The following is a 19,827-nucleotide window of genomic DNA, read 5'->3' as shown; positions in this document are numbered from 1 at the left end:
CGTGGCACGTGACGCCAATCTGATATCGCTGAGGCCGTCCGGACTTGTCCGGGCGGCCTTGCTTGTCCTGATGCTGTCATTCTCAGCTGTCAGCACTGCGAGTGCCTTTGACCGATACACGGCACATGGCGGTCCGGTTCGCGATCTTACCTTGTCACCGGATGGCAGCACGCTTGTATCGGCAAGTTTCGACTATTCGGCGGTGATCTGGCAGGCGCCGGATATCACAGAACGCAATACGCTATATGCGCATGAAGCCGCCGTGAATACGGCGCGGTTTTCACCAGACGGCAGGATTTTGGCCACGGCTGGCGATGATGGCCGCATCTATCTGTGGCCGCAGTCCATATTGGAGCTTGAGGATCCGCAGCCAATCATCCTGACCGGTCACCAGGGCAAGATCGTCAATCTTGCCTTTTCGGAGGATGGAACATTGCTTGCCTCGGCAAGCTGGGACGGGTCCATAGGGATCTGGCCGCTTGATGGCGACCTTGACGCCGCCGGCGACAACAGCCGTTTCATCCGTGGTCATGACGGCCCGGTAAATGGTGTGCAGTTCTCGGCCGATGGCGAGCATCTTTTCAGCGCCGGATATGATGGGCAGATCCGCAAATGGCGTCTGTCGAATGGTGAATATCTCCGCAGCATTGTCCGCAACGGGTGGAGCGTATCGGTCTTTGCGATCGATGAGGACAACGACATTGTCGCCTATGGATCGTCCGACGGCACGATGAATGTCGAAAGACTGTCGACAGGCGAAGAGGTGATGCGGCTTGGTGATGAACGGGTACCGGTTCTGGCGATCTATGGCAGCCCTGTTTACCAGATGCTGGCGTTCGGCAATGCCAAGGGCCGTGTTGTGGTCATCAACACATCCGACTGGACTATCGTGCGTGACTTCAACGCTGCCAATGGCCCGATCTGGTCGGTGGTGATCATGCCGGACGGCAAATCGCTTGTGGTGGCCGGGCTGGATGATTTCATCACCAGATGGGAATTGTTCGAATTTCCGCCGGAATATCTCGTCAGACCCGGCCCGGCACGTCGCTTCCACCCGACCGACGCCATCAGCAATGGAGAGCGGCAATTTGCCCGGAAATGCAGCGTGTGCCATACGCTGAGTCCGGACGGCAAGCGCCGTGCTGGACCAACGCTGTTCGGTGTGTTCGGCCGCACGGCGGGAACGCTGGCAGGCTATCCCTATTCGAGGGCGCTTCTGGATTCTGACATCGTGTGGAACGAGGACTCCATCAACCGCCTGTTCGCAGACGGGCCCGATGTGGTTACGCCCGGCACCAAAATGCCGATCCAGCGAATGAAGAACGCGCAGGACCGGATTGATCTTGTAACGTTCTTGAAAATGGCTACCAAAGAGACAATAGTTGAACAGTGACGGCGGCCTCGTCGCCGTCTGCCAAGGAGACAGAGATGAAAATGTTCCTTATCAGTTCCGGTATCGCAATCGTGATTGCGGTAGTCGCCTTCTATATGCTGCAGACGACAGGCATGGATACCGCATCGGTTCTGTCCGGACCGGATGTCCGGCTTTAGACTTGACCTGACACAGCGCTGGCGTGGCGGTGCCGCATGGTTTTGCGTGCTGGCTGGCCTGTTCATGCTGGCATCTGCACCGCGCGCGGATCACGGGCCTGTGACTTACAGCGCCGCCGCGCCTTCAGTGGTGGTGGTCGAGCCGACCTGGCCCGGATTTGAGCGTCCAGGCTTTGGCGCGCCGCCCGGCACGGCACCGGCCGGCACCGGCTTTTATTTCGGCACCGGAGCGCCCGACCATTACATTCTTACCGCCGCGCATGTGGTGGCGCGGGCTGTCAGGGTCGAGACCGTTGACAGTGACGGGGGCCGCCACGAGGCCGAAATTGTCGCCATTGACGGGGCACGTGATCTTGCGGTGCTGAGATCAAGCCTGGCCGGGCAGCCGATTGTGCTGCGCCGGGAAGAGCCGGAAGTGGGGCTTCACGCCTGTGCCATTGGCAACAGCTTTGGCCTCGGCCTCAGCTTCAGCTGCGGTGTTGTCTCGGCTGTTCATCGCCGCGATGTGGGCTTCAATGCCATAGAGGATTTTGTGCAGACTGACGCCGCGGTCAATCCCGGCGCTTCGGGTGGCGCGCTTGTCGACCCGCAGGGACGGCTCATCGGCCTGATTGACGGCATTTTCACCAAGGAAGCCGATATCGACGCCGGGGTGAATTTTGCGGTGTCCGTGCCGATGATACTGGAATCACTGGACGAGATCCGTCAGTCCAATCCGTCCATCCCGCAGGCCCGGTGATCGGGCACCCGACCGGTGGCGATCAGCGCGGGATATAGTCTGGTTTCCATTTCAGCACGACGTTGAAAGATACCGAAATCCGCGGCACCTCGGCCATGTTCGGATGCACCAGATGATGCAGGAAGGCCGGCCACAGCAACAGATCGCCGCCACTTGGAAGGATCCGATGTTCCGGATCGACCTGCCCGTCGCCCCGGATGGCATTCATGTTGGCCTGTGGCCGCGGATCGAAGAAGCTGATTGATGCCGGATTGAGGTCTGACCGATAGGTTTCCGCGTCGCTCTGGTCGGGAACATTCACATAATAGGTCCCCGACAGCCAGGAATGCGGGTGGTTGTGAAGATTGTGGTAATCCCCGCGGAAATTCACATTGCCCCAGCCCTGAAGTGTCCATTCAAGCTGATAGTCGATGCCGGCTGCGGTCGCGTAATCGAGGACGGCCCGGTCACAGCATTGTCGCAGCCACTGTATTGCCGGGTGATCCATGGTGAACAGATTGTCGGCCGTGTAATCAACCGTCATATCATCGATCTCGGCATTGCGCTCCATGATCGCCGCCGACAGCGCGGGGTTTGCCATTTCGGCACCGGGAAGCCGGATTCGCATGAATTGAGTTGGCCAGAGATTCAGGAATTGCGGTTGTCCCTCGGGGGGTGGGGGCGTGGCCATGATGAACACTCCAAAGCGTGATGACGTGACCGCAGAATAGCGGTAAAGCCGGGCCGGTAACAGCGGGGCATTGCCGCAGGTGAATGGATGCAACGCGTGTCTTGACGTGTAACGGCGCTGGCGTTGACACTGGAGGGAGGTGCCCGGGGCGGAACAAGGGATCGGGGAATGAGTGGCAGTATGGCAGACATGGCATGACCGAAAGGGAAGACCAATCGGATTCTCCATCATCCGGCAGCCGTGACGGTGGCGGGACGTCCCCCCATTCGGGAGATGCCGATACACCTTTGACCGACACGCTGCTGGACCAGTTTTCAGCCTATTATCTGGTGGCCGTTCTTGCCGTCAGGGCGCTTGAGGAGGCGCGCCGCCAACATACGCTTGCCGAGACCGGGTAAAACCCTGCCACCTCCCTTTATTGTGACTGACAGGGGCTTGCGTTGCTTACCCATGTGTGCGTCCCTCTATTGTATTGAATAAAATGAAAAAAACCTGAAGAATATGATGGTGGTGGTGTCGATATCTGGGGTTTGGAATGGAATTTGATTTTATCATTGTTGGTGCCGGTTCGGCTGGCTGTGTGCTGGCGAATCGCCTGTCGCAGGATGGACGGTATCAGGTGGCGCTGTTCGAGGCTGGCGGGCGTGATACAAACCCGTGGATTCATATTCCTGTCGGCTATTTCAAGACGATGGGCAACCCGGCAACCGACTGGTGTTATCGAACGGAACCTGATCCGGGTCTGAATGGCCGCGCCATCAACTGGCCGCGTGGACGTGTTCTTGGCGGCAGCAGTTCCATCAATGGCCTTCTTTTCGTGCGCGGACAGCCGCAGGATTTCGATCATTGGCGCCAGCTTGGCAATATCGGCTGGGCCTGGGACGATGTATTGCCGCTGTTCCGCCGTATGGAGAACTGGGAAGGCAATGGACCGGAGCCGGACCCCGCATCCGATGTCAGGGGCAAGGGCGGTCCGCTGAATGTTGTGGCAAACCGCCTGAAACGTCCGGTGATCGATGCCTGGGTCGAGGCGGCGACGTCGCTTGGCTATCCATATACCTCTGACTACAACACCGAGGATCAGGAAGGCGTCGGCTATTTCCAGATGACAATGCGCAATGGCCGCCGATGCAGCAGCGCGGCCGCCTTTTTGAAGCCGGCTCGCAACCGTGGCAATCTGCATATCTTCACCGGGGCGCAGACCGAGAGGCTGATCCTGGAGGGGCGGCGTGCTGTCGGCATTCAGGTGCGGCGCGGCACCGACCTTGTTGACGTTCGGGCGCGGCATGAAGTGATCCTGTCTGCCGGCTCTCTTGGGTCACCTCATCTTCTGATGCTGTCGGGAATTGGCGCCGGGTCCGAATTGCGGCAGCATGGTATTACGCTGGTCAGGGACCTGCCGGGGGTCGGCAAGAATCTTCAGGATCATCTTCAGGCGCGGCCCGTCTATCAGACCACGGCCAGCACGATCAACAGCGAGACCCGTCACCCGCTGCAATATCTTGGCATTGCGCTGGAATATGCGATGCGGCGCACCGGGCCGATGGCAATGGCGGCAAGCCTTGGCACGGCGTTCCTGAAAACCCGCCCTGAACTGGAAACACCCGATATCCAGTTTCATATCCAGCCGTTCAGCGCCGACAGGCCGGGTGAAGGCACGCATAAATTTTCGGCCTTTACCGCTTCGGTGCTTCAGCTTCGTCCGGAAAGTACCGGCCATCTGGCCTTGAAGTCCGCCTCGCCAGACGACCATGTCGCCATTCACCCGAATTATCTGGCGACACGGACCGATCGTGACACGCTTGTTGCCGGCATCAAGATTGCCCGCGCGGTCTGCCGGGCCGAGCCGGTTGCCTCGATGATCACGGGTGAATATTCACCTGGTCCGACAGTGGCGGTGGATGATGATGAGGCGATTCTGGAATGGGCACGCAATACGGCAACGACAATCTATCACCCGACCGGAACCTGCAAGATGGGGCAGGATCCGATGGCTGTTGTCGATGCACGGCTTCGTGTTCACGGTATCGACGGGCTTCGTGTCGCCGATGCCTCGATCATGCCGGTGATTACATCCGGCAATACCAACGCGCCGTCCATCATGATCGGTGAAAAGGCATCGGGGATGGTGCTGGAGGATGCGATGTGAGTTTCGAGACGATCACCGACATCCTGCAGTTCATTTTGCCGACATCATCCTGTCGGGGGACAACGCGCTGGTGATCGGCATGATGATGGCCATGACAAACGGGTTTTTGCGAAACGGCAGGTCAACGTGACCTGCGTGGGACCAAAGAAAGGAATGTGATTGAGGTAAGGGCGTCGCGGAGCCTTTGGCGACGTTGGATCAATTTTGTACCGCGAAGGCGATAGAGAGCAGGGAGGACACTATGTCTAAACTCTTGACGATTGTCGGCGCGAGTGTCGCCGGCATTGCTGCGGGCGCAATCATGATGACCAGTGCCATGGCGGCAACAACCTTGAAAATCCAGTTGGCGGTGCCGCTGAGCGCGGATGAAGCCGTCATGGTCAACAGCTTCGCAAGTGATGTCGAGGCCCTTACCAAGGGTGAGGTGAAGTTTGAGCTTCTGCCGGCAGGCGCTGTTGTCGGTGTCAGTGACATCATCGATGCGGTGGATTCCGGCCTTGTTGATGGCGGTTTTGCCTGGACCCATTACTGGTCGGGCAAGCATCCGGCGGCCATGCTGTTCGGCTCGCCTGTCGCCGGTGCCGGTGTCGGCATCGACAACATCGCCTTCATGTCCTGGTTCCAATATGGCGGCGGCAAGGAGCTGTATGACCGGCTGTGGGACGAGATGGGTGTGAATGTAAAGGGCTTCATGCTGCAGCCTGTTGGCCCCGAGGCACTTGGCTGGTTCAAGGAGCCGATCAATTCGATGGATGATTTCCGCAAATACCGGTTCCGTACGCCTCCCGGCATTCCGGGGCAGTCCTACAAGGATATCGGCGTTGCGTCGGTCGCCATGGGCGGCGGTGACATCCTGCCGGCGCTGGAAAAGGGCACCATCGACGCCGCCGAATGGTGTTGTCCGAAGCCTGACTCCATCTTCGGGTTCCAGAAGGTCCTGAAACATTATTATCTCCAGGGCCTGCATCAGGTTGTCGTGAACGCCGATCTGTATCTGAACGGTGATGTCTATGACGCGCTGACACCGACGCAGAAGAAGGCCATCGAGGTTGCCGCCAATGCCTCGCTGATGCGTGCCATCTCATACCGCATCATCGAGAACGGCAAGGCCCTCAAGGACCTGACCGACAATCACGGGGTGATTCTTCATGATACGCCGGCAGATTACTTTCCGGCCTATATGGAGGCTGCCAGCAACCTGCTTGAGGAAAATGCCGAAAATAACGCCTTCTTTGCCGAGGTGTGGCAGTCGCAAAAGGATTTCGCAGCCATCGCCGTTCCCTTCTGGGCCGGTGCGCAGGCATCCAATGCGGGTCTCGGCAAGGCCTTTGCCGACAGTGTGAAGTAACCATGTGTCGCGGTGGGCTGTCCACGGGATGGCCCACCGCTTTTTCACATCATGTTGAAAGGTGATGCCGACTCATGCCGGTCCGGGGAGGGAAGCCATGGCACAGGAACCAGATATTGATCAGCTTGAAACGGCTGACGAACTGATTGCGGAACGACGCGCCGGCACGGTCGGCGCAACGCCCGCGGATATGCATCCGGCGATGCGCCGGATCATCTAGCGAATTGATATTCTGAACAACTGGGCCGGGCGGATGACCTGTCTGCTTCTTGTGCCGGTCATCATCGCCATGGTCTATGAGGTGGTGGCGCGCAAGCTGTTCGTGGCACCGACCGACTGGGCCTACGACACCAGTCGCATGCTGTCAGGTGCCATGTTCATGCTTGGTGCAGGTTATGCGCTGATGCGCGGCATCCACATCCGGGCTGACTTTCTGTACCGCAACTGGCCGCCGCAGACCCAGGCGCTTGTCGATGGTCTTCTGTATCTGCTGTTCTATTTCCCGGCGATGCTGTTCTTCTTCTGGATCACGTTTGAATACAGTGTGAAGACATGGAGTCGCTGGGAGCTGACCATGGATTCGGCGCTGATGGCACCGCTGGCGCCGATGCGCACGGCCATGCCGGTCGGCATTGCACTGCTCATTCTGCAGGGCGTGGCCGAACTGGCGCGGGCAATCCACAATCTGTCGCCGTCGATACGGCGATGGATCATCCGCCTGCTGCCAGTCTACGCGCTGGTGCTGGCAATCATTTTCCTGAATGTCTTCTTCCCGAAGGCGATGCCCGAATGGTCGCTGTTCGCCATCAGTCTGAAGGGTGCTGGCGGCGTCTCACCGCAGATGATCGGGGTTTTCATGATCACGGTGATGTTGCTGGCGATTTTTGTCGGTTTTCCAATTTCCTTCACCCTGATCTTCCTTGGTTTCGTATTCGGTGCCTGGGGTTTCGGCACCAAGCTCGTCTTTCATCTGCAAAGTCTGCAATTCAACAATGTGATGCTGGAACAGACGCTTGCCGCGGTGCCGCTATTTGTCTTCATGGGCATTCTGATGGAACAGGCGGGTCTGATGGAGCGGCTGTTAACCTCGGTCCAGCTGATGCTTTCACGCACCCGTGGGGCGCTCTATCTGGCGGTTCTGTTTGTCTCCACAATCTTTGCCGCCGCCACCGGCATTGTCGGTGCCTCGGTGACGATCCTTGGCATCATGGCGGCGAAGACGATGAATCGATCGGGGTATGATGTGCGGCTTGCCGCCGGCACCATCACCGCTGGCGGTACGCTCGGCATCCTGATCCCGCCCTCCATCATGCTGGTTGTGATGGGGCCTGTTCTGGAAGTCCCGGTGACCGATCTGTTTGCGGCGGCGATCATCCCCGGCATTATGCTTGCCGGTCTCTATGCCGCCTACGCCCTGATCCGATGCTGGCTCAACCCGGACCTCGGACCGACACTCACTGACGCGGAACAGCCGCCAACATCACCCTATTACTGGCTTGAGGCCGTGCTGGTCATTGGTTCGATCATCATGCTCTTCACCCTGATGGTGATGGGATTGTCAGGATCGCTGGCCGGTCTCTTCCCCCTGTCCTCGCTGATCGTCCCGCTTGTCTGGGCCGGCATCATGTATGGTGCGTCACGCTGGGTTCGGACAGCGCGGCCAGGGGGATTCTTCTTTTCCGATCTGTGGCATGAATTCTTCATGGGGTTGGTGCCGCCCTCGGCGCTGGTGGCCTTTGCCCTTGGATCAATTCTGTTTGGCTGGGCCACACCGACCGAGGGCGCCGGATGCGGCGCGTTCGGGGCGCTGTTGCTGACCATCGCCTACCGCAAGCTGACAACACGAATGTTCTATGACGCGCTGATCAAGACGCTTTAAATCTCCGTACTGATCCTGTTCCTTGTCGCGGCGTCCAATTTCTTCGGTGCGGTGTTCTCGCGGCTTGGCACGCCGACCATGATCACCGAATTTCTGCTGGCATGGCAGCTGTCACCAACCCTGATTCTGATCATGGTGATGGCGATGATCTTCCTTCTGGGATGGCCGTTGGAATGGGTGCCGATCGTACTGATTATCGTGCCGCTCCTGATACCGGTACTGATCAAGCTTGACGTCAATCTTGTCTGGTTCGGCATTCTTGTCGCGGTGAATCTGCAGACTGCCTGGCTCAGCCCGCCGGTGGCGCTGTCGGCCTATTTCCTGAAGGGCGTCGTGCCGGACTGGGATCTGAAGGATATCTATCTTGGCATGATGCAGTTCATGGTGATTCAGGTGATCGGTCTTGTCCTGATCTTCCTGTTCCCGCAAATCGCCCTGTGGCTGCCAAATCTGATCTATGGAGATTGAGCCGGCCATGATGACCGGCGCAAGCGCGGCCGGACGGGCGCCCGGCCACCTGTCAGCTGATGGTCGCTAGGCCTTGACGCTTGTCATGAAGCGATCGCGAATGACGACCGGGTCCATTGTGATCACCGGCATCTTGGCATTGCCGCTTTCACATTTGCAGACAATGATCGTCATCTTGCCGGAATCCAGCGCGTCCTGAAGCACTCGTCCTGTGTCCTCGGCGGCACATTCGATCACGGTCTCGCAACCACAGGCCTCGGCGACCTTGGCGAGTGATGTCTTGCGGCCAGCATAGGTTGGCTGATCGCCGGTCGAACCATAAGAGCCATTGTCGATGATCAGCAGGATGAAGTTGTCAGCCGGGTTGTTCGCGATGGTCGGCAATGTTCCCAGATTGGTCAGTACCGACCCGTCACCATCAATCGAGATGACCGGCTTTGGCTGCGCCAGCGCAAGCCCCAACCCAATCGAAGACGCAAGCCCCATTGTGCCCAGCATGTAGAAATTGCTTGGCTGGTCGTCGATGGCATGCAGTTCCTGGCTTGGAATGCCGATGTTGCACACCACCAGATGATCGCGAAGGATAGGTGCGATTTCCTTCAATATCTCGGAACGAATCATCTCAATATCCTCCCCAGAAGGACGCGTCTGTCAGAATGGCGACCGGTTTGTTGCACATGAATGTGTATTTCAGAATCTTGTCCAGCTCCTCAACGTCATTGCGTTGATGGAAGTGATAGGTCGGGATGTGCATCTGCGCCAGAAGGGCCTTTGTGTGAACGGCCATCTCGACCTGGCACGCGACAGGCTCGCCAAGTTCACCACGATAGGAAATCAGCATCGGCAGCGGCATCCGGTAATATTGCGTGAGCGTCGCCAAGGTATTGATTGTCACGCCGATGGCCGTGTTCTGCATGATGATTGCAGGACGCTTGCCCCCCATGAACGCACCGGCGCAAAGCCCCATGCCCTCATCTTCCTTGTTTGATGGGATATGGTGGATTTCCTTGCGCGCATCAATCTCGGCAATGACCCCGGCCAATTGTTTGCACGGTACTGTCGTGATGAAGGATACGTCATTCGCGACAAAGTCATCGACGATCCTCTTGTTGATATCCTCTTGCATGTGCCTCTCTCTGTAACATGTCCCGTGAATTGAAACCCGGGTTCCTGTGCGTTTGATCTTACCGTGACCCGGCGTCCGGGCCTATGGGGTCAGGATAATTTTTGGCGACGCCACCCTGTGGGTTCTGAGATCGGAAAAAGCTGCGGCACCATCCTTGAGGTCACGCATTTCCACCCAGTCCAATGTGCCGAAATCACCATTGAAGATGGCCGCCGCGGTGTTGCGGAAATCTTCCGATGTATAGGTATAGATGCCCATGAAGGTGATTTCCTGCAACGTCAGCCGCCGTGAGTCGATCCCCCCACTTGCTTCCCCGAGACCGATATGGACGATGATCCCGCCCGGGCGCGCATGTTTGCACGCCATAGCACGGCTCGCGGCATAGCCAACGGCATCAATGACAATATCGAACTGACTGTCTGGATCCAGCCTGTCAGGGTCAAGGGCCCGGTGTTGTCCCGCCTGTTCAATGATCGCCCGGCGATCTGCCGTCGGTTCGAGGATCACAATGTTCTCTACACCGAAATTGGCGAGGCTGAGAGCGCTGCCAAGACCGATGGTGCCACCGCCAATAACCAGCGCCGATGCTCCATGCGCCGCCACAAGCGTGGTTGCAAGGCGTGATGCGTGCCAGCAGCAGGCCAGTGGTTCGGCCAGGGCCGCCTTTTCGAAAGGCACATGATCGGGAACCGTGACTATATTTGTCTCGGGCATCGTCAGCCATTCGGCAAATGCGCCCTGGCGTGGCGGCATGGAAATGATCTGCCGGCTGGCACAAAGATTGTCGCGACCGGCCATACAATCGGCACAGCTGCCGCATGTGACAAGCGGATTGACGGTCACCCGCTCGCCGTCACGGCTGCCGCCGGACAGGGTGCCCGCTGCTTCATGTCCCAGAATGAGGGGCGCCGGACGGCGCTCGTCATGTCCAAGATAGGCATGCATGTCGGATCCACAGATGCCGCAGGCACTGACCCGGACAAGCACCTCGTTATCCTGTGGAACCGGGTCTGGAGCGTCGCGGAATCCCAGACTTTCCGGGCCTTCATAAACAAGAGCCTTCATTTTGCCGTGAACCCCCCATCGACCATCAGAACCTGCCCCGTCACATAGCTCGAGGCATCGGAACACAGAAACAAGAGTGGCCCGTCCAGATCTTTCAGCTCTCCATTCCTGTTCATACATGTCTGCGCGGCATTGCGTGCGGCGCGCTCGCTGTCGGCGAATACAGGGGCGGTGAGTTCAGTGGGAAAGAAGCCGGGACCGATGGCGTTGGCGGTGATGCCATGCTGCGACCAGGCTTCGGCCATGGCGCGGGTGAGCTGCGCGATGGCACCTTTGCTGGCGCCATAGGCAACGCCGCCGGGAAAGGCACGAAACGTCTGTAGAGAGGCAAAATTCACAATTCGACCCCACCCTCTGGCCTGCATGTGCGGCACCAGCGCCTGACTGAGAAAGAAAGGTGTCGATAGATTGAGCGCAATGGTGGCATCCCACCCCTCGGCTGTCACGTCATCGGCTGGTTGACGCAAATTGACCCCCGCCGCGTGGACAATGATATCCGGCGCACCGAACGGTGTGCTGATGTCGGTCTTCAACCTGTCCAGATGGTCCCGGTCGGCAACATCCGCGACGACAAAGGCCGCATCATGTCCATGTTGTGCCTGCCATTGTGCCAGACGTGACTCACGACGCGCCACGCCGACCACCCGCGCGCCGGCCGCCAGCAATGTATCGGCGGCGCGCATTCCGATGCCGGAGCTGGCACCGGTAACACATGCAACCTTGCCGGAAAGATCAAAGAGGCTGATAGGGTCAGTCATTCGCGGTCAGATCAAAAACTTCATTCGGAAAATATTTTGCAAGCCTGACATCGGCTGCGCGGGCGTGACCTTCCATTCCTTCAAGGCGCGAAATACGGGCTGTCGCTTCGGCGATCTGCTTTGCGCCTTCCCGCGTGGATTTCTGCCAGGTCACAATCTTCATGTATTTGTGAACCGACAATCCCCCGGTGTAACGGGCCGCGCCGGATGTTGGCAGCACGTGGTTGGTGCCCGATGCCTTGTCACCATAGGAAACGGTTGTCTCCTCTCCGAGGAACAGCGAACCATAGCATGTCAGGCGGTCCAGCCACCAGTCCAGGTCCTGGGCCTGCACCGTCAAATGCTCAGGTGCGTATTCATCGGAAGTGGCTGCCATTTCCTCGCGGTCTGCACACAGGATCACTTCCGCATAGTCGCGCCATGCCGCGGTTGCATTCTCACGGTTTGTTTCGGGAAGGTCGGCGATCAGTGTCGGTACCAGTTCCATGACTGTTTCCGCCAGTGGCCGGTCATCTGTTACCAGCCATACCGGAGAGTTGTAGCCATGTTCGGCCTGCGACACCAGATCCGTGGCCACAATCATGGGGTCGGCCGTTGAATCGGCAAGGATCAGGCTGTCGGTCGGTCCAGCGATCATGTCGATACCAACGCGGCCAAAGAGAATCCGTTTTGCCTCGGCAACAAACTGGTTGCCGGGCCCAACGATGATATTTGCCTCTGGCAAGCCAAACAGGCCAAAGGTCATCGATGCAACACCCTGAACCCCGCCCATGGCCATGATTTTGTCGGCACCACAGATGCGGGCTGCAAAGATGATGGCAGGGGCGATGCCGACGCCCGGTCGTGGTGGCGAGCATGCGATGATGGACTTGCAGCCCGCTACCTTGGCCGTGGTGACTGTCATCACCGCGCTGGCGATATGGCTGTAACGGCCGCCGGGAATATAACAGCCGGCGGCGTTCACCGGTATGGCGCGTTGGCCAGCAACCAGACCGGGCACGATTTCATATTCGATATCGGCGATGGTCTTTTTCTGCTGCTCGGCAAAACGGCGGACATTGTCGTGCGCAAAACGGATGTCGTCCTTCAGTTTTTCCGGCACCAGCTTGCACGCGGCCTCGATCTCGTCCTCTGTCAGCAGGATATTGCCATCATATTTGTCGAATTTTGCGGCATATTCCAGCGCTGTGGCATCGCCACCAGCCTCGATATCGCTGAGAATTTTCTGAACAGTCGCCGTGACATCCGATGCGTCGGTCGTCGATGTGCGATGTGACTCTTTCAGATATATACGTGTCATCGTCTGGAAACCCTATTGGTAAATTTCAGGCAGAAGACTTGTCGAAATTGCCGGTACGAACGCAATCAGCAACACAACGACAAGCATGCAAAGAACAAAGGGCACGGCGCGTGCGGCTATGCCGAGGATGGACTGACCGGTAATGCCCGACACCACAAACAGGTTCAGCCCCAATGGGGGGGTGATGAAACCAACGCCGAGCGCGGTGATCATCATCACGCAGAACTGGATTTCGTTCATGCCTATATTGTCGGCAAGTGGCTTGAGAATCGGTGCGAGAATGACGATGTTCGGCGTCGTTTCCATGACGCAACCGGCTGCTATCAGAATGCCGATCATCAACAGGATGAGCATATAGGGATCATCTGTGAGCGAGGTCGCGGCGCCGACAAATCCCTGTGGCACGCCCATGATTGCAAGTGCCTGTGCCAAAGGCAGCGAAAAGGCGATGATAGGCAGGATGACACCGTTCACCTTGGCCGAACTGACCAGCATTGCCGGAAAATCCGAAAGCTTCAGTGTTCCCAGGATGAAGCCGATGATGATGGTGACGATCACCGCTGTCGCGCCCGCCTCGGTGGGTGTCAGCCGTCCGGAAAAAATGCCGTAGAAAATGATTCCCGGAACAATGAATGCGTACCATCCCGATTTCACCGAAGCCGACAGTCTGGCGAACCATTCGGAAAAGGTGATCAGGCCGCCCTGTTCATAGGCGTGTATGCGGTTCATGATGATATTTGTCACCAGGATGGCCGTCAGGATCGCAAGCCCGGGAATGACAGCGGCCAGAAACAGTGTGGATGCCGATATGCCAAGCACAAGTCCGATAACGATATAGGCGATCGAGGGGGGAATCAGGATCCCCGTACAGGCACCGGCCGCCACAAGTGCGCAGGCATATGGGCGCGAATAACCCGACTCGACAAGCCTTTCGATCGTCATCCGCCCGACCGCGGCGGCCCCCGCCGCGTCAGACCCTGAAATGGCGGAGAACATGCCGCAGACCAGAACAGTCGCCGATCCAAAGCCGCCTTTGGCCCAGCAGGTCAGCGCCTCTGCAACGTCGAGAAACTTGCGTGACAGGCCCGCGCGGACGAGAACATCGCCGGTCAGTATGAAAAGCGGCACGGCGGTCAGGGCAAACGCATCAATGCCGTCGAACAGGCTCTCGCCAACAAGGCTGAGAGGCAGGTCGCCGGACATCAGCAACATGGTGATTGCCGCCACGCCAATGGCGGCCCAGACCGGGATCGCCAGGGCGATCAGGCCAACAAACAGGATGACCGGAAGATAAAAGTCCCAGCCAAGCTCTACCGTCTGATTAAGTGTGTTCCACAACATCGCCAGATTGCTCAGTCAAAAAGTTTGTCGCCTTCATAAACCGGCGTGCCGTTACGAAGACTGTTGATATCATTGCGAAGCGACTGCACAAGCCGCCAGATCATGAGCGCGAAACCAATCGGCACCGCCATCAGGAACCACACCATGGACACTCTCAGGCCGTGGCTGACCGATCCGAATTTGGCTGAAACCAACACGGTCTCGAATGACCAGTAAAGGGCGATGACGGCCACCCCCATCATCATCAGGTCGCCAAGGATGTATATCAGCGCCTTGGCGCGCGGCCCCAGATAATTCAGCAGCACGTCAATCCGGATATGCGCGCGCTCCCTGACCGCGGCCGCAGCACCGATCCAGGCAAGATAGATAAAGGAATAGCGGACGATTTCCTCACCCCATATCGAGGAGTAGGCAAAGACCTCGCGCCGCAGTACCTCAACCGCCATTGTGGCGACAAGCATCACGTAGAAGACCAGAAGCAACCAGCGTTCAGCATTGCGATCTAGAAGGCGCAGCATATTCATGGATATGTCCCTTTGCAGGTGCCTTGTCTGTTGTCTGGCTCAGACTCTCTCGAAAGAGGTGGTCTCGAGGGTGTTGCCCTTGATAGGCGGTGTGGATGGAGTTTTAGCGACCCAGTGTGGATCGGGCAATCAGCCCCAGCCGTCAAAAGGTGAAAAACAAATTGGTGGGCACAAAATGGCCTTGTGCCCACCATTGGTCTTAGGCGTCGTGTACGTAGTACTTGCCTTGTGTGTTTGCGGCGTCTTCCAATTTGCCGAAATTGGCCATTGATCCCGCAAGTTCTTTCTTGAATGTGTCCCACTCGGCACGCTGATAGCCACCGGCAGCTTTCCACTCGGCAAGCTGATCGTCGCTGAGCGAGTGGAACTGGACACCAGACTTTGCAAGCTCCGACATCGCATAGCCGCGGGCGGACGGTACCTTCGCAAGGTTCATATGGCCGGTCATCTGCGACCCCCACATGACGCCTTCCTGTACATCCGATGGCAGGCTGTTGAACCATTCCAGATTACAGGAATATACCTGGCTGTCCGGAACGGCTTGCGTGAATGTGACATGGCTCAGGATATCCTTGAAGCCAAACACATACAGCGCGCCAACCGACGGATCCAGGGCATCGGCAACGCCCTGTTTGATGGCGGACGGTGTTTCACCCCAGGCGACCGGCGTCGGGTTGGCACCAACCATCCGATAATATTGCTGGAGCATCTTGGAACCGGGAACGCGGAACTTCACACCAGCCAGATCACCAGGCGTGATGACGGCACCGGAGCCACCCTTGCGAACGGCAACAACGCGCGGGTCGATATTGACATAGAACAGGGCTTTGAAGCCGTTCTTCTCGACCTTGGGATGCACTTCGCTATTCCAGAAGTCCGAATGCACAAGGTTCGTGAAGCGTTGGTTCGAGCCACACAGATACGGCATATTGATCAGATCAACTGCGGATGCGAATGGCGCAAAGTTGGACAGCGAGTGCTGAGCCGCCTGGATTGTTCCCGACTGCACTTTCTGTACGAGCGCCCCGCCAGCGCCAAGCTGGCCTCCGGGTGCAAGTTTCACATACACCTTGCCATTTGTTGCATTCTGGATGTTTTCCTTGAGGTCCAGCTGCAGGATCGGATAGCTGCGCGACGCGCCAAGCACATAGGCTGTGGCAACGGTCATCACATGGTCGGCCGCCTTTTCACGTTCACGCTCTTCAGCGGCAGTCTGCGCAATGGCCTCTTTCGACCACAGCATGCCATTGGCGCCAACAATCAGCGCTGCGGTGAAGCTGCCGCCTGCGGCAAGCTTCAAGAAGTTGCGGCGCTCAACAGATTTCAGTTCTTGTGTATCGTCGTTCAATTTCTTTCCTCCTGAAACGAGCCTAGTCAGATTGCCTTGCTTTGCCATTGGGCTTTGCTATTGGGCTTTGCTTTTGGCTTCGTTCGTTAATATAGCGGCAACAAAAAGGATCACTGCCGTCAGCAAGACCAGCATCTCAGACACATCGTTCATAAATGGTGCGCGGGTCACAGACCCGATCACGACGTTCAGTGCGAAGATTCCAAATGCCAACGTTGACGCCACTGGCAGCATGTGTTGCCTCCTCGTTTCATGACATCACCATAAAACCGTAAGCGCTTACATTGATAAAAGGCAAGGATTAAATGTAAGGGCTTACATGAATGGGGATGTTTTTGATTTTCGTCGCCCGCTATTGGCGAAACCCGCATTTTGGGCTTTGATCATGGACAGGTTTCAGTTTTGATATGGACCCGGTCCGTAAACTCTCAGGCAGCCAATGGATGAAGCATTGCGTTATATATTAGGATCCTGATGCCGACTCGTTCCGTACCAACATTGGATGACGTTGCGAGGCGGGCTGCTGTGTCGACGGCCACAGTCTCGCGATGTCTGAATTCACCGGAACAGGTCAGCGAGGCGACCCGCAATCGCGTCAATGACGCGGTGAATGCGCTCGGTTACACGCCGAATTTTGGCGCAAGAGTGATGGCTGCCAAGCGAACCAACACCATCGGGGCCATCATCCCGACCATGGAAAACGCCATTTTTGCCCGTGGACTGCAGGCGTTCCAGGATGAGTTGCGAAAAAAGGGATATACGCTTCTGGTCGCCAGCTCATCCTACAAGTCTGACGTCGAGGAAGAACAGACCCGGGCTCTGATCGCGCGTGGTGCCGATGGGTTGCTGCTGATCGGTCATGATCGCAGCAGCTCGATTCTCGACTATCTCCGGTCGCGCGATGTGCCGGCGCTTGTGGCGTGGGCGCATGATCCGAATGCCATCCTGCCGTCGATTGGCTTTGATAATTTTGCGGCAATGTGCGCGCTCGCCCGGCAGGTTCTGGCCCTTGGGCACAGGAACATCGGCATGATCTCGGCGGTAACGGCAACAAACGACCGGGCACGGGCGCGGGTTCTGGCCGTGAGGCACGTCATGGAGGAGGCGGGCATTCCCCCGGAAACCCTCAATATCATTGAAACCGACTATGGAATTGAAACAGGGGCCAGGGCATTCGAGGCACTGATGAAGGATGTCCAGGCACCCAGCGTTGTCTTCTGTGGCAATGATGTGCTGGCTGTCGGGGCCATACGGCAGGCGCAGAAGATGGGTATCAATGTGCCGGCCGATATCTCAATCACCGGATTCGACGATATAGAAATAGCCCGGATCGTGGAGCCTGAACTGTCCACCGTGCATGTTCCGCATCGAAAGATGGGCGCCCGCGCCGCAAGCATTCTGGTTGATATGGTCGAGGGTCGGCCATTTCCCCGCACCACGCAACTCGATGCCACTGTAGAGATCCGCGGATCGCTCTCCAGGTCGAAGTGACGCCAAACATCACAGACAGGTTGATACCGTCGAAGTCGCGCTTGTAAACGGTCGTTTAATTTTTTCTATGTTCAAAAGTAAACGACCGTATAAAATGAAGCCATGCAGGGTGGAAAAACGCCAATATCAGCCAGCACCGCCGACGCCATCCTGATGGCTGCGCGCACGCTGTTTTCCGACCATGGCTATGACGGCACCGGGCTTCGCGCCATCGCCGACCTGGCGGGGGTGAATGTGGCGTTGATAGGCAGATATTTCGGGTCAAAGGAAGGATTGTTCCTGGCGGCGGTGCCGCCAATGCTCGATATCGGTGGGCTGGTGAACGGCCCGATGTCGGAGTTCGGCATCCGGGCCGCCAATCTCATGGATATGAGGGCGAACCGTGGTTTTGATCCGATGCTGGCACTGATCCGCACCGCCGCCAGCCCAAGCTGTGCGCCGGCATTGCAGGCAGCCCTCGACACACAGGTGATTGCGCCGCTGGCAAGCCGCCTTGAAGGGGGCGACAGGCACGCCCGCGCCGGACTGATCCTCGCGACGATGGCCGGGTATGATCTCATGAAGCGGATTATCGCTGTCGACGCGTTGCAGGGTGGTGCCGGTATCCACCGTCGTGACCATCTTGCGGCGGCGCTCCAGCAGATCGTCGATAGGGACACCGTAATGGAATGACTTTGGCGGGCTTGGGCCTCGGTGCTGGAAGCCGTTCGGCACCGGCCTGATCGGTGATTGTGGGTTGCCTGTGGTTGATTTCGCGGTGCCGGTACCCATTTCGGCACCATGACAAACCATGCAAATCCCCCATCGGCCCTTGCCAGTACACAGATGCCGTCATCGCTGGTGGCCGCGCTGTCCGGTCAATCCGTCGCCGCTCCGGCTGGCGCTGCCATCGCGCAAGGTGGCCGCGCTGCCGCCGAGGCCTTGCTTGCCGCCATCGATCCGGTTGCCTATGCCACCAGCCGCAATCATCTTGACGGCGCGGTGACACGGTTGTCCTGCTATCTGCGTCATGGGATCCTCAGCCTTGATGAGGTTCGCAACATGGCGCTTGCCAGAGTGGCCGAGCCGCGTCAGGCGGAAAAATTTATTCAGGAGCTGGCCTGGCGGGATTACTGGCAGCGGATCTATCTGGCGCATCCCGACCATATCTGGACCGATGTCGAACCCTACAAGACAGGGTTTGATGCGGCTGAATATGACGCCGAGCTGCCGGATGACATCATCACTGCGCGGACCGGTGTGGCCTGTCTGGACCAGTTCATCACCACGCTCCATGAGACGGGCTATCTCCACAATCACGCCCGTATGTATCTGGCGGCCTATGTCGTGCATTGGCGGCGCGTTCGCTGGCAGGCCGGTGCGGCCTGGTTCCTTGAACATCTCCTTGATGCCGACCCGGCAAGCAACAACCTGTCCTGGCAGTGGGTTGCCAGTACGTTCTCGAAAAAGCCCTATATCTTCAACCTCGACAATGTCGCCAAATATACCGGTCATGACATCAACACGCGAATGTCCGACAACAGGGTGCTGGCCTATTCCTATGAGCAATTGACCGACCTGCTGTTCCCGAATCTGGAGCATCGCGATGACTGACCTGATCTGGTTGCATGAAGGCGCGCTGCGACTCACGCATCCCGTCTTCACGATGGCCGACCGCGACGCGCCGGCCCTGTTCATCTGGGACAGTGCCAGATTTACGGCCGGCCATGTCGGGGCACGGCGTCAGCTTTTCATCTATGAAACGCTGGTCGAGCTTGGCGTTGACATCTACGAGGGTGACGCCACCGATCTGATGCCGCGTTTGGTTGCCGCATATGGTGCCAGCCGTCTGCTTGTTCCGGCGACGCCTGATCCGGCGCTCATAGGTCAGCTTGCCACAATCCGCAGCGCGATACCGGATGTAGCGGTCGAATTGGTTGACGATACCGCGTTCGTCATCCTTTCCGAGGCTCCGGACCTTGGCAGGTTTTTCCGGTACTGGAACAAGGCACGCAAAAGTGCGCTCCGCTCGCACGGTGTCTGACGAGAAGGGCCGCCATCCGGCGGGCACGCCGGAAAGCAATTGATCCG

21 protein-coding genes and 2 pseudogenes are annotated in these 19,827 nt (G+C 57.9%); 13 read left to right on the top strand and 10 right to left on the bottom strand.

All coding sequences use genetic code 11. From position 1 onward, the window contains the following. Position 1 precedes the first annotated feature (1 nt). Genes AB3X55_09460 through AB3X55_09450 form a run of 3 tightly spaced genes read left to right on the top strand, consistent with a single transcriptional unit; the run spans position 2 to position 2,290 of the window. Entirely contained in the window at positions 2-1,393 is a 1,392-nt protein-coding gene (locus AB3X55_09460; GenBank protein MEX0503808.1) for a c-type cytochrome, read from the top strand. 35 nt (positions 1,394-1,428) lie between these two features. Beyond that, positions 1,429-1,551: a hypothetical protein gene (locus AB3X55_09455; protein MEX0503807.1), complete on the top strand. Its 123-nt coding sequence runs from the start codon at positions 1,429-1,431 to the stop codon at positions 1,549-1,551. Continuing rightward, positions 1,538-2,290, top strand: a complete 753-nt coding sequence (locus tag AB3X55_09450) for a S1C family serine protease (protein MEX0503806.1) — start codon at positions 1,538-1,540, stop codon at positions 2,288-2,290. The genes AB3X55_09455 and AB3X55_09450 overlap by 14 nt, the downstream gene beginning before the upstream one ends. 22 nt (positions 2,291-2,312) lie before the next feature. Here AB3X55_09450 and AB3X55_09445 read toward each other — a convergent pair whose 3' ends face one another. Beyond that, on the bottom strand, positions 2,313-2,960 hold the full coding sequence (locus AB3X55_09445; GenBank protein MEX0503805.1) for a TIGR02466 family protein: 648 nt from the start codon (positions 2,958-2,960) through the stop codon (positions 2,313-2,315). A 194-nt stretch (positions 2,961-3,154) separates the two neighbouring features. Here AB3X55_09445 and AB3X55_09440 point away from each other — a divergent pair, with 194 nt between their 5' ends. The 6 genes and pseudogenes from AB3X55_09440 to AB3X55_09415 all read left to right on the top strand — a co-directional run bounded on the left by AB3X55_09440 (position 3,155) and on the right by AB3X55_09415 (position 8,804). Continuing rightward, positions 3,155-3,358 (top strand): hypothetical protein, encoded by a 204-nt coding sequence (locus AB3X55_09440; protein ID MEX0503804.1) that lies wholly within the window; start codon positions 3,155-3,157, stop codon positions 3,356-3,358. Between the two features lie 137 nt (positions 3,359-3,495). Continuing rightward, on the top strand, positions 3,496-5,109 hold the full coding sequence (locus tag AB3X55_09435) for a GMC family oxidoreductase (GenBank protein ID MEX0503803.1): 1,614 nt from the start codon (positions 3,496-3,498) through the stop codon (positions 5,107-5,109). A gap of 241 nt (positions 5,110-5,350) precedes the next feature. Beyond that, positions 5,351-6,457 (top strand): TRAP transporter substrate-binding protein, encoded by a 1,107-nt coding sequence (locus tag AB3X55_09430; protein MEX0503802.1) that lies wholly within the window; start codon positions 5,351-5,353, stop codon positions 6,455-6,457. 97 nt (positions 6,458-6,554) lie between these two features. Then, complete coding sequence (locus tag AB3X55_09425; protein ID MEX0503801.1) at positions 6,555-6,677, top strand: hypothetical protein; 123 nt, start codon at positions 6,555-6,557, stop codon at positions 6,675-6,677. A 33-nt stretch (positions 6,678-6,710) separates the two neighbouring features. Next, positions 6,711-7,124 (top strand): annotated as a pseudogene (locus AB3X55_09420) (TRAP transporter small permease subunit). 114 nt (positions 7,125-7,238) lie between these two features. Beyond that, positions 7,239-8,804, top strand: a pseudogene (locus tag AB3X55_09415) (TRAP transporter large permease subunit). A gap of 66 nt (positions 8,805-8,870) precedes the next feature. Here the strand turns inward: AB3X55_09415 and comE are convergent. The 9 genes from comE to AB3X55_09370 all read right to left on the bottom strand — a co-directional run bounded on the left by comE (position 8,871) and on the right by AB3X55_09370 (position 16,500). Then, positions 8,871-9,425: a sulfopyruvate decarboxylase subunit beta gene (gene comE / locus AB3X55_09410; protein MEX0503800.1), complete on the bottom strand. Its 555-nt coding sequence runs from the start codon at positions 9,423-9,425 to the stop codon at positions 8,871-8,873. Between the two features lies 1 nt (position 9,426). After that, the gene (comD, locus tag AB3X55_09405; protein ID MEX0503799.1) at positions 9,427-9,930 is read right to left on the bottom strand and encodes a sulfopyruvate decarboxylase subunit alpha; all 504 of its coding nucleotides are present in this window, start codon (positions 9,928-9,930) and stop codon (positions 9,427-9,429) included. An 81-nt stretch (positions 9,931-10,011) separates the two neighbouring features. Beyond that, complete coding sequence (locus tag AB3X55_09400) at positions 10,012-10,995, bottom strand: zinc-binding dehydrogenase (protein MEX0503798.1); 984 nt, start codon at positions 10,993-10,995, stop codon at positions 10,012-10,014. Beyond that, positions 10,992-11,753: an SDR family NAD(P)-dependent oxidoreductase gene (locus tag AB3X55_09395; protein MEX0503797.1), complete on the bottom strand. Its 762-nt coding sequence runs from the start codon at positions 11,751-11,753 to the stop codon at positions 10,992-10,994. Before AB3X55_09395 ends, AB3X55_09400 begins: the two co-directional genes overlap by 4 nt. Next, on the bottom strand, positions 11,746-13,053 hold the full coding sequence (hisD, locus tag AB3X55_09390) for a histidinol dehydrogenase (GenBank protein MEX0503796.1): 1,308 nt from the start codon (positions 13,051-13,053) through the stop codon (positions 11,746-11,748). The genes AB3X55_09395 and hisD overlap by 8 nt, the downstream gene beginning before the upstream one ends. 12 nt (positions 13,054-13,065) lie before the next feature. Beyond that, positions 13,066-14,394 carry a TRAP transporter large permease gene (locus tag AB3X55_09385; protein ID MEX0503795.1) on the bottom strand — a complete coding sequence of 443 codons (1,329 nt, stop codon included), beginning with the start codon at positions 14,392-14,394 and terminating at the stop codon, positions 13,066-13,068. Between the two features lie 11 nt (positions 14,395-14,405). Then, a complete protein-coding gene (locus AB3X55_09380; GenBank protein MEX0503794.1) occupies positions 14,406-14,918 on the bottom strand; it encodes a TRAP transporter small permease in 513 nt (170 codons plus the stop codon). 199 nt (positions 14,919-15,117) lie between these two features. Then, the gene (locus AB3X55_09375; protein MEX0503793.1) at positions 15,118-16,266 is read right to left on the bottom strand and encodes a TRAP transporter substrate-binding protein; all 1,149 of its coding nucleotides are present in this window, start codon (positions 16,264-16,266) and stop codon (positions 15,118-15,120) included. A gap of 57 nt (positions 16,267-16,323) precedes the next feature. After that, on the bottom strand, positions 16,324-16,500 hold the full coding sequence (locus tag AB3X55_09370) for a hypothetical protein (protein ID MEX0503792.1): 177 nt from the start codon (positions 16,498-16,500) through the stop codon (positions 16,324-16,326). Between the two features lie 237 nt (positions 16,501-16,737). Here AB3X55_09370 and AB3X55_09365 point away from each other — a divergent pair, with 237 nt between their 5' ends. The 4 genes from AB3X55_09365 to AB3X55_09350 all read left to right on the top strand — a co-directional run bounded on the left by AB3X55_09365 (position 16,738) and on the right by AB3X55_09350 (position 19,780). Beyond that, positions 16,738-17,757, top strand: a complete 1,020-nt coding sequence (locus AB3X55_09365; protein ID MEX0503791.1) for a LacI family DNA-binding transcriptional regulator — start codon at positions 16,738-16,740, stop codon at positions 17,755-17,757. 102 nt (positions 17,758-17,859) lie between these two features. Beyond that, positions 17,860-18,429 carry a TetR family transcriptional regulator gene (locus tag AB3X55_09360; GenBank protein MEX0503790.1) on the top strand — a complete coding sequence of 190 codons (570 nt, stop codon included), beginning with the start codon at positions 17,860-17,862 and terminating at the stop codon, positions 18,427-18,429. Between the two features lie 108 nt (positions 18,430-18,537). Beyond that, entirely contained in the window at positions 18,538-19,350 is an 813-nt protein-coding gene (locus AB3X55_09355; protein MEX0503789.1) for an FAD-binding domain-containing protein, read from the top strand. Continuing rightward, on the top strand, positions 19,343-19,780 hold the full coding sequence (locus AB3X55_09350; protein MEX0503788.1) for a hypothetical protein: 438 nt from the start codon (positions 19,343-19,345) through the stop codon (positions 19,778-19,780). The genes AB3X55_09355 and AB3X55_09350 overlap by 8 nt, the downstream gene beginning before the upstream one ends. The last annotated feature ends 47 nt before the right edge of the window (positions 19,781-19,827 follow it).

The sequence above is a fragment of the Alphaproteobacteria bacterium LSUCC0719 genome (assembly GCA_040839025.1).
GTDB lineage: Bacteria > Pseudomonadota > Alphaproteobacteria > Puniceispirillales > Puniceispirillaceae > UBA8309.
This window is presented reverse-complemented; position numbering and strand designations above follow the sequence as displayed.